The sequence below is a fragment of the Pseudomonas sp. LF020 genome, assembly GCF_053456425.1.
Genome location: NZ_JBRFIX010000003.1, coordinates 1 through 12,939 on the forward strand (window position 1 = coordinate 1; position 12,939 = coordinate 12,939).

A 12,939-nucleotide genomic window follows, 5' to 3' on the forward strand; every position below is an offset into this window, starting at 1 on the left:
CAAAGCCAAAGCCAAAGCCAAAGCCAAAGCCAAAGCCAAAGCCAAAGCCAAAGCCAAAGCCAAAGCCAAAGCCAAAGCAGATCAAAAGATCACAGCCTTCGGCAGTTCCTACAGGGGATTGGGTGTTTTCAGTTAGAGACTGGTCGGCTGGAAGGCCGCCTTCGCGAGCAAGCTCGCTCCCACATTTGGATGGGGTGTAGTCAGTTAGAGACTGGTCGGCTCGTAGGCCGCCATCGCCAGCAGGCTGGCTCCTACAATTTAGAGAGCGTGCACCCCATGCGGCGAAGCCGCCCCACTCAACACAATGAGCGTTAGCTCGAGTACCGCTTTTGATCTCAAGGCCCGTCGGCAGGCTGAGTGGAGGGATTTATCCGTGGGTGGGAGCGCAGCGACCGTTTGGCGCAGCCAAACACAGCGAGAGGAGGTGCAGCGAAGCAAACCGTAGGCGCTGCCCCCCGGATGAATCCCGCAGCGAAGGAACCCGAGCCTAAGCGAGGGCCGAACGTCAGGGTAAAGCCTTTTTGGTTACTTTTGAGGCGTTTGTCAAAAGTGACCCGCCGTAAGGGCGGAACCCTAAGCCGCCGTTACCGCAGCAACGGATATTCACAAAGCACACCCAAAGTCTGGTCGGCCCAAAGGCCGCCAAGACACAAAAAAAAGGGCAACCGAAGTCGCCCCAAAATGCCTTGCGTGCTCATCAAACCTGGAAAGACCTACTTCTTGCGCTTATTCGCATCCTTCCAGATAAAAAATCCAAACCCTGCAAAAAACAGAACCATGAGACCTACGGTCAGAACCCCGGCAAACACCACGTTATCGAAAAACATGACTGTGGCCTCCTGGCCCCTGCTTTGCTGCGATGGAGCTAAGTTAACCAATCACGCAGGCGCAGAAATTGACCAGGATCAAGTCCGGTCAACACAGAAGGCAAAGGCGGGAAAATAACTGACCTGCATCAAAGGATGCAGGGGGGAGATCAACGCTTTTTCGGCTTGTTTTTCGACTTTTTCTTTACTTTTCCCAACGGCATCGCCTGCTCGAAGGCCTTGCGCACTTCGTTCAGGCGCTTCTCATTGAGGTCATGCACACGCTTGGCGCGTTCGGTGCTGAGGTCGATCAGTTTGTCGTCTTGGCTCATGGCGGGAGCATCACTTAGAAGAATCACAACTGCCGCATCAAAGGCAGGACTGCGCCAATAATGCCGCCTGGCGCCGAGCCTGACCAGCCGTCGACGCTGGCGACCTGGAACAATTGATGTACCGCATGACGGTTTTCACCGCACAATCTGCGCTTTGCCGCGAACCCCAAGGATGTTTGCCGTGCCCCTGCATCAGGACCTGCCACCGCTGATGGCCCTGCGCGCCTTTGAAGCCGTGGCCCGCCATTTGAGTTTCATCAAGGCTGCCGACGAGTTGTCAGTGACCCAGAGTGCGGTCAGTCATCAGGTGCAAAAACTCGAAGAATTTCTCCGCCTGCGCCTGTTTGTCCGACGCACCCGGGCCATCGATCTGACGCCGGCCGGGCAAGCGTACTACCAGCAAATCGAACCTGCCCTCGCCGCCATCGCTGCCGCCACCCGGCCACTGCGCGGTGAGCAGCCAAGCACCTTGCGCATTGGCCTGCTCGCCTCGTTCGCCACTTTATGGCTGGCACCGCGACTGGCGGATTTCAGCACGAAAAACCCACACATCCACGTCGAACTGCTGCCCTCCGTGCAACTGGCCGATGTCGCTGGCGGCGAGGTGGATCTGGCGATCCGCTATGGCAAGGGTGGCTGGCCGAAAGTCCTGGCCCGACGCTTCATGAGCGAAATCCTGACCCCGGTATGCAGCCCGGACTTCAAAGCCAATGGCATGAAAAACGGTCCGTTGCTGATGGCCAAGTCGCACCAGCCTTTCGAATGGACAGACTGGTATCAGCACAGCGGCATCGATCTGAGCCACGTCCCCAGCGTGATGCTCCATGACTACAACATCGTCGTCGAGGCGGCGGTCGCCGGTCAGGGCATCGCCATGGGCCGCCAATGCCTGATCGAACGCCGGCTCAAGGAGGGCTCGCTGGTCCCGGCCTTTGACACGCCGCCGTTGCACGGCGAAATCGGTTATTGGCTGGTCACTCCCCAGCGCCCGCCCGAGGCAGACGTGCAGAGTTTCAGCCAATGGCTGGATGCAAAGGCCCACCCATGAGCGATTTCGATACATCGGATTAGATCTATCCGTTTGTCGGTGATCCGTCGCTTCAACATGCTGATGCCCTCACTCAGGAGGACTCAACATGACAGATCTGCTCAGCAAGCGCGTTGAACAACTCGGGCTGCAACTTCCGCCTCCCAGCCAGCCCATCGCCAATTACGTCAATCAGGTCGGCACTCAAAACCGCCTGTACATCTCCGGACAAATTCCGTTGATTGACGGCAAACCGGCCTTCATCGGGCGCCTGGGTGAAGCCATCAGCGAAGAGGAAGGGATCAAGGCTGCCGAACTGGCGGCCTTGGGCCTGCTCGCGCAATTGGGTGATGCCTTGGGCGATGATTTGTCCAGGCTGGGACGTATCCTGCGACTCGGCGTTTTTATCGCCACCACGCCCGACTTTCAACGCCAGGGCGCTGTGGCCAACGGTGCTTCGAATCTGCTGGTCAACGCACTCGGTGAAAAGGGCAGGCATGTCCGTACCGCTGTGGGTGTGTGCAGTCTGCCGAGCGGTGTGGCGGTTGAAGTCGATGCGATTTTCGAGCTGCTCCCGTGAATGCCGAGGCCGTCGAATATCTGCGAGCGGCCACGCCCGGCTGCGCCCGGATCATTCACTTCAACCATGCGGGTGCCTCCTTGCCGAGCCAGGCAACCCTCGATGCAATCATCGAGCAGTTGCAACGCGAAGCGCTCGGCGGCCCGATGGAGGCCGCTGATACTCAACTGCAGCACAGAGCACGCAGCGCCGCCGCGACACTGCTCAATGCGCCCCCTGAAGACATCGCCTTCGCCAGCAGCGGCTCGGCGGCATGGAGTCAGGCGTTCAATGCGCTGGGGCCATGGCAACCCGGCGAGCGGATCCTTGTCGGACGTCACGAATGGGCCGGTAATCTGGCGTGCATGGCTGAAGCGGTAAAGTCCGGTGCGCGACTGCAGGTGATCCCGTGCGATGCCGATGGCGCTGTCGATCCACAAGCGCTCGCGCGGATGATCGACCGCAATGTGCGCCTGATCGCCCTGACCTGGCTGCCGGCCAATGGTGGCCTGATCAACCCCGCCGAGCGGATCGGCCAGGTCGCTCGACAACATGGAGTCCCCTACTTCATCGACGCCGGTCAGGCGCTGGGGCAGTTGCCCTGCGACGTCCAGGCCTTGCAGTGCGATGTGCTCAAGGGCGCCGGGCGCAAGTTTTTGCGCGGCCCGCGCGGTACGGCATTGATGTACATCCGGAAGGAGTTTCTGCAACGGCTGTTGCCGCAGCAACGCGATGTGTTGTCAGCGCCATGGGATGGCCGGCGCTTCACCCTGCGCGATGATGCGCGCCGTTTTGAAACCAGTGAAGTGTCGCTGGCCCTGCTGGCCGGGCTGGCCAATGCGCTGGAAGAACACAATCGGATCGGCGCAGGGGCGATTCGCCAACGCATCCAGCGCTTGAGCGATCATCTGCGCCAACGCCTGCCGAGCATTCCCGGCCTGACCCTGCGCAATCTCGGTCCGGCGGACCAACAGTCCGGGCTGATCGCCTTCACCCTGGAAGGCTGGGATTGTGTCGAACTGAAGCAGGCGCTGGCTGCACGGCGAATCAACATCGGCGCCAACGGCGTGGCCTACACGCCCCTCGACATGCAGGCCCGCGGGCTCGAAAGCCTGGCGCGGGTGGCGGTGAGTTATCTCAACACTGAAGAGGAAATCGAGGCGTTGCTGGACAATCTGGGCGAACTGGCGGCCTCGCCTCAGATCTCGATATCGACCCACAAGCCCTGGCGCGGCTGATCTTCCATCAACGGCACCACCGGTACGGTGTTGTCGGCATTCAGCTCGGTGCCCGGCACGGCCAGATGCTCTTCGGGGTCTTCGTCGGCTTCGCGCCGGCGACGATCACGCTCCTGCTGGCGACGCTGTTCTTCGCGCGCCAGCAGGCGATCCTCTTCCGGGTCGCGTTTTTGCAGGTCGATCGTGCTTTCGTTGGAGCTTTCCTGCACCGGCACCACCGGAGGAATGTCCGGCCGCTGGCGAATCGGATCCTGCTGGGAAGTGATCGGCACAGCGCTCAGGGGGAGCATCGGTGGCAGCATATATAGGGTCTCCTGTCAGCAGGCTATCGGCTGCGGCAAAGGCGCCTTGAGCCACTGGTCGCAAACTTGTGACCGGGTTGGCACTGTAGGAGCTGCCGCAGGCTGCGATCTTTAATGGAACACCGTAGAACGCAAGCGTTCCCGAAGATCAAAATATCGCAGCCTGCGGCAGCTCCTACCCAGTAATCTTTGGCCCTGAAGCCTGCATTCCGTTAAGATAGCCCGCTTTTTCAAGGTGGGAGTCAGGCAGCATGGCGCAGCAGTATCAACCGGGGCAACGCTGGATCAGTGACAGCGAAGCAGAGCTTGGTTTAGGCACCGTTCTGGCACAGGACGGCCGCTTGTTGACCGTGCTTTACCCGGCCACTGGCGAAACCCGCCAGTACGCGCTACGGAATGCGCCCCTCACCCGCGTGCGGTTCTCGCCGGGTGACACCATTACGCACTTCGAAGGCTGGAAGATGACCGTCCGTGAAGTCGACGACGTCGACGGACTGATGGTCTATCACGGTCTCAACGGGCAGAACGAAGCCGTCACCCTGCCGGAAACCCAGCTGTCGAACTTCATTCAGTTCCGTCTGGCCAGCGACCGTCTGTTCGCCGGGCAGATCGACCCGCTGTCGTGGTTCTCCCTGCGCTACAACACCCTGGAACACACCAGCCGCCAGTTGCAGTCCTCGCTCTGGGGCCTGGGCGGCGTGCGTGCGCAACCGATCGCGCACCAATTGCACATTGCCCGTGAAGTCGCCGACCGTATTGCACCACGGGTTCTGCTGGCGGACGAAGTGGGTCTGGGGAAAACCATCGAAGCCGGTCTGGTGATCCATCGCCAGTTGCTCTCGGGCCGCGCCAATCGCGTGCTGATCCTGGTTCCGGAAAACCTCCAGCACCAGTGGCTGGTGGAAATGCGCCGCCGTTTCAACCTGCAGGTGGCGCTGTTCGACGAAGAACGCTTCATCGAAAGCGATGCCACCAACCCGTTCGAAGACACCCAGCTGGCATTGGTTGCCCTGGAGTGGCTGGTCGAAGACGAGAAGGCGCAGGACGCCTTGTTCGCCGCCGGCTGGGACCTGATGGTGGTCGACGAAGCCCACCACCTGGTGTGGCACGAAGACAAGGCCAGCCCCGAGTATTCGCTGGTCGAACAACTGGCTGAAGTGATTCCCGGCGTGCTGCTGCTCACCGCGACCCCGGAACAGCTCGGTCAGGACAGCCACTTCGCCCGTCTGCGCCTGCTCGACCCGAACCGTTTCCATGACCTGGCCGCGTTCCGCGCCGAGAGCGAGAACTATCGCCCGGTGGCCGAAGCCGTTCAGGAACTGCTCGACAAGGGACGCTTGTCGCCGGAAGCGCACAAGACCATCCACGGTTTCCTCGGCAACGAAGGCGAAGCCCTGTTGACCGCGGTCAACGATGGCGATACCGAAGCCAGCGCCCGCCTGGTGCGCGAGCTGCTCGACCGCCACGGCACCGGCCGCGTGCTGTTCCGTAACACCCGCGCCGCGGTGCAGGGTTTCCCCGAGCGCAAACTGCACCCGTACCCGCTGCCATGCCCGGACGAATACCTCGAACTGCCGCTGGGCGATCACGCCGAGCTGTACCCGGAAGTCAGCTTCCAGGCCCAGCCGGACGCCAGCGAAGAAGAACGCTGGTGGAAATTCGACCCGCGCGTCGAGTGGCTGATCGATCAGCTGAAAATGCTCAAGCGCACCAAAGTGCTGGTGATCTGCGCCCACGCCGAAACCGCGATGGACCTGGAAGACGCTCTGCGCGTGCGTTCCGGCATTCCGGCCACGGTGTTCCACGAAGGCATGAACATCCTCGAGCGTGACCGCGCCGCCGCCTACTTCGCCGACGAAGAATTTGGCGCGCAAGTGCTGATCTGCTCGGAAATCGGCAGTGAAGGTCGCAACTTCCAGTTCGCTCACCACCTGGTGCTGTTCGATCTGCCATCGCACCCGGATCTGCTCGAGCAGCGTATCGGGCGTCTCGACCGAATCGGTCAGAAGCACATCATCGAACTGCACGTGCCGTACCTGGAAACCAGCCCGCAAGAGCGTCTGTTCCAGTGGTACCACGAAGCGCTGAACGCCTTCCTCAATACCTGCCCGACTGGCAACGCCTTGCAGCACCAGTTCGGCCCGCGCCTGCTGCCGCTGCTGGAAGAGGCCGACGACGGCGAGTGGCAAGCCCTGATCGACGAGGCGCGCACCGAGCGCGAGCGTCTGGAGCAAGAGCTGCACACCGGTCGCGACCGTCTGCTGGAACTCAACTCCGGCGGTGCTGGCGAAGGTGACGCGCTGGTCGAGGCGATCCTTGAGCAGGACGACCAGTTCGCCCTGCCGATCTACATGGAAACCCTGTTCGACGCGTTCGGTATCGACAGCGAAGACCACTCGGAAAACGCCCTGATCCTCAAGCCGAGCGAGAAGATGCTCGACGCCAGCTTCCCGCTGGGCGACGACGAAGGCGTGACCATCACCTACGACCGCAACCAGGCGCTGTCGCGCGAAGACATGCAGTTCATCACCTGGGAACACCCGATGGTGCAGGGCGGCATGGACCTGGTGCTGTCCGGTTCGATGGGTAATACCGCCGTCGCGCTGATCAAGAACAAGGCGCTGAAACCGGGCACCGTGCTGCTGGAACTGCTCTACGTCAGCGAAGTGGTGGCCCCGCGTTCGCTGCAACTGGGCCGCTACCTGCCACCGGCCGCCCTGCGCTGCCTGCTCGACGCCAACGGCAACGATCTGTCGGCCCGCGTCTCGTTCGAAACCTTGAACGATCAACTGGAAAGCGTGCCACGCGCCAGCGCCAACAAGTTCATCCAGGCCCAACGCGATCAGCTGACGCCACGGATCAACGCCGGTGAAGACAAGATCACCCCACGTCACGCCGAGCGCGTGGCCGAGGCCCGTCGTCGTCTGGCGGCGGACACCGAAGAAGAACTGGCGCGCCTGACCGCGTTGCAAGCGGTCAACCCGACCGTACGCGACAGCGAACTGGATGCGTTGCGCAAGCAGCGTGAACTGGGCCTGGCGATGCTGGATAAAGCGGCACTGCGTCTGGAAGCGATCCGGGTGTTGGTGGCGGGTTAAAGCGCCCTGCTCCAATGCTATAAATGAAAAGGCCCGCAGCGATGCGGGCCTTTTTGTTTGTCTGGTATTTATCGGCTGATGCTGATGGCCTTATCGCTGGCAAGCCAGCTCCCACAGGGTTTGGAGTGTTTACAAATTATGCGTATGACTCGGTCACTGTGGGAGCTGGCTTGCCAGCGATAGCAATCATGCCGTCGCCACAGAAACATCAGGCTCAACCACAGCCACCAACCCCTCCCTCATCCGCTGCGCATCCCGCACAAAACACCGCGCTGCCAGAAACAGAAACACCATGGTGAAGAACAGCGCCACCGGAATCAGGTACATCGCATCATGCAGCCCCACAGCCTTGAACGCCTCGGTCATCTGTTCGGCGCCTGCCGAGAGCATCGCCGATTTGGCAAAGTGATCGGACAAGGCTCCCACCACCACCGGCCCCAAGCCGCCGCCGAGCAGGTACAACCCGGCAAAGAACAGCGCCATCGCCGTGGCCCGCAGGCGCGGTTCGACCACGTCCTGAATCGCCGTGTACACGCAGGTATAGAAGTTATAGGCAAACAGCCAGCCGACGCTGAACACCGCAACGAACACGCCGATCTCGACCCGTCCGGCATGCAGCGCCCACGCCGTGCACAGGGTCGAGATGATCAGACTGAAGCCGGCAAACAGCAGCCGCCCGTTGGCGACCCGCTGATGAATCTTGTCGGCGATCCAGCCGCCGAGGGTCAGGCCGATCAGCCCGGTGATACCGACAATCACCCCGGTCGCCACCGCCGCATCCTGCAACGGCATCAGGAAGTAGCGCTGCAGCATCGGCACCAGGAACGAGTTGCAGGCATAGGTGGCGAAGTTGAAGCACAAACCGGCCATCACCAGCCACAAGAATGTCGGCACCGCGAGCACCCGGCGGATCGGCTTGTCGACTCTTTCCTGCGAGACCTGGACGGTTTCCGCCGCACCGCGTTTCGGCTCCTTGATGAAGAACATGAACACCGCGAGGATCAGCCCCGGCACCGCCGCGATAAAGAACGGCGCGCGCCAGCTGTCGAAGGCCTTGACCATCGCGCCGATGGTGAAGAACGCCAACAGCAGGCCCAACGGCAGGCCGAGCATGAAAATACCCATGGCCCGCGCCCGACGGTGCGCCGGGAACAGGTCACCGATCAGCGAGTTGGCCGCCGGTGCATAACTGGCCTCGCCAATACCGATGCCCATGCGCACCAGCAGAAAACTCCAGAAGCTGCCGACCAGACCGTTGACCGCCGTCAGCGCGCTCCAGGTCGCCAGACCCCAGCCCATCAGTTTGCTGCGCGAACCGGTATCGGCCATGCGTCCCAACGGCAGGCCGGCGATCGCATAAACCAGGGTGAACGCAGTGCCGACGATCCCCAGTTGAAAGTCGCTGAGGTGCCATTCCATGCGGATCGGCTCGATGATGATCGCCGGAATGGTGCGGTCGAAGAAATTGAACAGGTTGGCAAGGAACAACAGGAACAGAATGCGCCAGGCATTCGCCGCTTGGGTCGAGTTCTGCATGGGTCCGTCTCTTTATTGTTATGAGGGCTTCACTGCCGACGCATCCGAGCCCGGAACCTGCAATCTAGACAGGCGGACCAGGGCTGTCTGTGATCATTCGTCAGCCTGATAATGAGCCATGGCACTGTAAAGAAACGTAAGCCCTTGATAACGCAGCAATCCCCTATAAACCGGGGGTTTTGCAGCAAAATCCTGCCACAAAAAAATACTTTCGCGCCCCCCTTCCCAAGTTCTTGGCGAAGCCTAGAATAGCCGCCGGATCCGTCCGGATTCGCCGATCAACCCCTTTGATGCCCTCCCAATGTCCGAAGTCAGTCCGTGTCTGAATTGCGGTGCCTGCTGTTCCCATTTTCGCGTGTCTTTTTTCTGGGGTGAATGCGCCTCCTCCGGCGGAACGGTGCCCGATGAACTGGTCACCCAGATCAGCCCCAGTCGGGTGGCAATGAACGGCACCGACTGCAAATCGCCGCGGTGTACGGCGTTGGTCGGCGAGGTGGGCAGCCAGGTGCAGTGCTCGATTTACGAACAGCGTTCCAGCCCCTGCCGCGAATTCGAGTCGTCCTGGGAAAACGGCGAACAGAATGTCGATTGCGACAAGGCGCGCGCCCGCTTCGGCTTGCCGCCGCTTGAGCCTGACTGGAATCAGATCCCTTACGAGCAAAGCGCCTGAGATTTAGCGCCAATCGCTATAAAGCTCATGCCGAAATCGTTGGCGCCAATGTGCCACTACCGCTTGCATGGCAAAAACCGCCTCTATACTCCTCTCATTCGCCTGCGTTGCTGACGCAGCAGGGACGACTTCACAGACGGGGATGCTATGGAGTGGCTTGGTTTGCAGTTTGTTACCGAGCTGCCGGAGAGCGGGCAGGTCATTCTCGATTGCACCCATAATCCCTTGCTGGTGCTGGTGGCCTATCTGGTCGCCTGCGCCGCGAGTTTTGCCACCCTCGACATGGCCGAGCGGGTCGGGCATGCCGAAGACCCGGGCTCGCAACGAGTGTGGCGCTGGATCGGCGCCTCGTGCCTGGCCGGCGGCATCTGGGCCATGCATTTCATTGCCATGCTCGCATTCCAGGCGCCGATCGAAGTCCACTACGATCTGGCGATTACCCTGTTCTCCCTGCTGATCGCCCTGCTCGCCTCGTGGCTGGCGATGCACACCTTGAGTGAGCCGCAACCCAGCCTGGTGCACTACCTGAAAACCGCGATCGTCATTGGCCTGGGCATCGCCGGCATGCATTACGTTGGCATGGCGGCGATGCACTCGGCGGCCACTGCCTACTATCAGCCACTGCTGTTCTGCCTGTCGATCGTGATTGCCATCGGCGCCAGCTTCGCCGCACTGTGGGTCGCCGGTTATCTGCGTGAAGGCAGCGGGCGTTTTCATCAATTGCTCAAATACACCGCCGCAGTCATCCTCGGCGCCGGCATCATCAGCATGCATTTCACCGGCATGGCCGCGTTGCATCTGGTATTGCCCGAAGGCACCGCGCCGACCATGGCGAGCGAAACCAGCCATCTGCAACTGGGTCTGACGGTCGCGCTGATCATCCTGCTGATTCTCGGCAGCGCGATCAGTGCGGCACTCGCCGACAAGAAACTGCAGAACAAGGAGCACGACCTGCGCCGGGTCAACGCCCTGCTCGGCCAGCTCGATCAGGCGCGCATGTCACTGCAGCAAGTGGCCAATTACGACGCACTGACCAACCTGATCAACCGCCGCGGTTTCAACCAGATCTTCGCCGAAAAACTCAACCAGAAAACCAGCGAAGGCGGCATGCTCGCGGTGATGTTTCTCGACATCGACCACTTCAAAAGGATCAACGACAGCCTCGGCCATGACGCCGGTGACGCCCTGCTCAAAGTCATCGCCAATCACATCAAAGGTTCGGTGCGCAGCCATGAAGACGTGGTTGCGCGCTTCGGCGGCGACGAGTTCTGCATCCTGATCGGCCTGCATGACCGCGAAGAAGCGCGCAACATGGCGCAACGGATCATGCTGAAAATGAAGGAGCCGATCGAACTGGCCGGACGGCGTATGGTGATGACCACCAGCATCGGCATCAGCCTGTTTCCCGACGACGGCACCACCTGCGAAGAACTGCTCAAGCACGCGGATCTGGCGCTCTATCAATCCAAGGGCGCCGGGCGTAACGGCCTGCATTTTTTCAGTTCCAACATGAAGACTCGCGCCAGCCTCGAACTGCAACTGGAAGAAGAACTGCGCCACGCCCTGCGCGAAGAAAACGGGCTGATGCTCTACTACCAGCCGATTTTCGAACTGAAAACCGGTCGAGTGACCAAACTCGAAGCGCTGATTCGCTGGCAGCACCCGGTGCATGGCTTGCTGGCCCCGGATCGTTTCATCGCGATTGCCGAAACCAACGGCCTGATTGCCGAACTGGATAACTGGGTGCTGCGCCGGGCCTGCACCGACCTTGGCGAACTGACGCGCCACGGCTGCGACGAACTGAAAATCGCCTGGAACTGCTCGCCGCTCAACCTTGCCCGGGAAGAACTCGCCGATGAAATCGAAAATGCGCTGCGCACCGCTGGCGTCGCGCCGGAACGCCTGGAACTGGAAGTCACCGAAAATGCGCTGATGGGCAACATCGCCAACACCCTGGTGTTGCTGCGGCAGATCCGCGCCCTCGGGGTGTCGCTGTCAATCGACGACTTCGGCACCGGTTATTCATCGCTGGCCTACCTCAAGCGCCTGCCGCTCAACACACTGAAGATCGACCGTTCGTTCATCCTCGACATCCCCAAGGCAACCGCCGACATGGAGATCGTCCAGGCGATCATCGTCATGGCCCACACCCTGCATCTGCAGGTGGTGACCGAAGGCGTGGAAAGCCTGGAGCAGTACGAATTCCTTGAGCGCTCGGGCTGCGATTTCATTCAGGGCTACCTGCTCAGCCGTCCGGTGCCGCTGGACGAGTTACGCCCGGTGCTGGAAGAAATCAATCAGCGTAAACACTCGCATGCGGTCAATCCGTTGAGTCTGGCGCGCGGTACATTTGTACCAGTGTCGCTGGATCCTTCTGCAAAAAGCCCTGCGCCCCATGCAGGCGCATCAATTGTGCGGCCAATCCGCTGATCGGCGTGGCCGAGCCTTGTTCGCGGGAGAATTTCACTGCGGTATCGAGGTCTTTGAGCAGCGTGCGCACGTGCCATTTCACCGGTTGAAAACGGCTCTCGGCCATTTGCGGCGCGAGGATCTGCAACGGTTTCGAATCGGCAAACCCACCGGCCAGCGCCTCGGCGATCAGGCGCGCATCGACGCCGGACTGCTCGGCCAGCGCCACCACTTCGGCGATCACCAGCGCATTGCAGGCGACGATCATCTGGTTGCAGGCCTTGGTCACTTGCCCGGCGCCAATGCCGCCCATGTGCGTGACCCGTTGACCGAGGTTGAGCAGCACCGGGCGCACCCGATCCAGATCCAATGCTGCACCGCCGACCATGATTGCCAGACTGCCGGCCTCGGCACCCACCACGCCGCCGGACACCGGTGAATCGAGCCAGCTCATCCCGGTCTTGTCGGCCAACTCGGTGGCCATCTCGCGGGTAGCGGTCGGTTCGAGGCTGGAAAAGTCCACCAGCAACTGGCCGTTTTTCGCACCTTCAGCCACACCCCCGGCGCCAAACACCACCTCGCGCACCACTGCCGTGTCGGCCAGGCAAAGCATCACCATGTCCGCGTGGTCACACAATTCAGCGGGACTCGCCACCTGCCGGGCGCCGGCTTCGACCAGCGGCGCGCACTTGGCCGGATTGCGGTTCCACACGGTCAGCGGATAACCCGCCGCCAGCAGACGACGGCACATCGGCAGGCCCATCAGGCCGATTCCGGCAAAGCCCAACGAAGGTAGCGTTGACATCATTTTGCCTCTTTTCGATTAAAGATCACTGAATAATGGCCGATTCATGAACGATCAGGAAAGGATTCCCCCGCGCGACGATCAGGCCAAGCCCCTGACGCCCGGGCCAAATACGCGCAGTCAAAGACGCGAGATCCTCTTTCCGTGAGGCTCGATG

Annotated in this window: 11 protein-coding genes; 6 read left to right on the forward strand and 5 right to left on the reverse strand. The window is 61.1% G+C overall.

The window, feature by feature from the left end; genetic code table 11:
• Positions 1 to 713: 713 nt before the first annotated feature.
• Positions 714 to 827, reverse strand: coding sequence for a cytochrome c oxidase subunit CcoM (ccoM, locus tag ACU680_RS07680; protein ID WP_003222396.1), 114 nt, complete (start codon positions 825 to 827; stop codon positions 714 to 716).
• Positions 828 to 976: 149 nt separating this feature from the next.
• Positions 977 to 1,138, reverse strand: coding sequence for a hypothetical protein (locus ACU680_RS07685; protein WP_007969497.1), 162 nt, complete (start codon positions 1,136 to 1,138; stop codon positions 977 to 979).
• A 181-nt stretch (positions 1,139 to 1,319) separates the two neighbouring features.
• On the opposite strand from ACU680_RS07685, the gene ACU680_RS07690 reads away from it, so the two are divergent.
• From ACU680_RS07690 to ACU680_RS07700, 3 genes are all read left to right on the forward strand, one after another.
• Entirely contained in the window at positions 1,320 to 2,186 is an 867-nt protein-coding gene (locus tag ACU680_RS07690; protein WP_448179140.1) for a LysR substrate-binding domain-containing protein, read from the forward strand.
• Between the two features lie 88 nt (positions 2,187 to 2,274).
• Positions 2,275 to 2,745, forward strand: coding sequence for a RidA family protein (locus ACU680_RS07695; RefSeq protein WP_007969495.1), 471 nt, complete (start codon positions 2,275 to 2,277; stop codon positions 2,743 to 2,745).
• Positions 2,742 to 3,962, forward strand: a complete 1,221-nt coding sequence (locus tag ACU680_RS07700; RefSeq protein ID WP_448179141.1) for an aminotransferase class V-fold PLP-dependent enzyme — start codon at positions 2,742 to 2,744, stop codon at positions 3,960 to 3,962. Before ACU680_RS07695 ends, ACU680_RS07700 begins: the two co-directional genes overlap by 4 nt.
• Here the strand turns inward: ACU680_RS07700 and ACU680_RS07705 are convergent.
• The gene (locus tag ACU680_RS07705) at positions 3,923 to 4,264 is read right to left on the reverse strand and encodes a hypothetical protein (RefSeq protein ID WP_003222394.1); all 342 of its coding nucleotides are present in this window, start codon (positions 4,262 to 4,264) and stop codon (positions 3,923 to 3,925) included. The genes ACU680_RS07700 and ACU680_RS07705 overlap by 40 nt on opposite strands.
• A gap of 251 nt (positions 4,265 to 4,515) precedes the next feature.
• Between ACU680_RS07705 and rapA the strand changes: the two genes are divergently transcribed.
• The gene (gene rapA / locus ACU680_RS07710; RefSeq protein WP_448179142.1) at positions 4,516 to 7,362 is read left to right on the forward strand and encodes an RNA polymerase-associated protein RapA; all 2,847 of its coding nucleotides are present in this window, start codon (positions 4,516 to 4,518) and stop codon (positions 7,360 to 7,362) included.
• A gap of 186 nt (positions 7,363 to 7,548) precedes the next feature.
• On the opposite strand, the gene ACU680_RS07715 is transcribed toward rapA, so the two are convergent.
• On the reverse strand, positions 7,549 to 8,898 hold the full coding sequence (locus tag ACU680_RS07715) for a spinster family MFS transporter (RefSeq protein WP_367083517.1): 1,350 nt from the start codon (positions 8,896 to 8,898) through the stop codon (positions 7,549 to 7,551).
• 301 nt (positions 8,899 to 9,199) lie between these two features.
• On the opposite strand from ACU680_RS07715, the gene ACU680_RS07720 reads away from it, so the two are divergent.
• Entirely contained in the window at positions 9,200 to 9,568 is a 369-nt protein-coding gene (locus ACU680_RS07720; protein ID WP_007969491.1) for a YkgJ family cysteine cluster protein, read from the forward strand.
• Between the two features lie 147 nt (positions 9,569 to 9,715).
• Positions 9,716 to 11,998 carry a putative bifunctional diguanylate cyclase/phosphodiesterase gene (locus tag ACU680_RS07725; protein WP_045121932.1) on the forward strand — a complete coding sequence of 761 codons (2,283 nt, stop codon included), beginning with the start codon at positions 9,716 to 9,718 and terminating at the stop codon, positions 11,996 to 11,998.
• On the opposite strand, the gene ACU680_RS07730 is transcribed toward ACU680_RS07725, so the two are convergent.
• Positions 11,889 to 12,785: an NAD(P)-dependent oxidoreductase gene (locus tag ACU680_RS07730; protein ID WP_448179143.1), complete on the reverse strand. Its 897-nt coding sequence runs from the start codon at positions 12,783 to 12,785 to the stop codon at positions 11,889 to 11,891. The genes ACU680_RS07725 and ACU680_RS07730 overlap by 110 nt on opposite strands.
• Between the last annotated feature and the right edge of the window lie 154 nt (positions 12,786 to 12,939).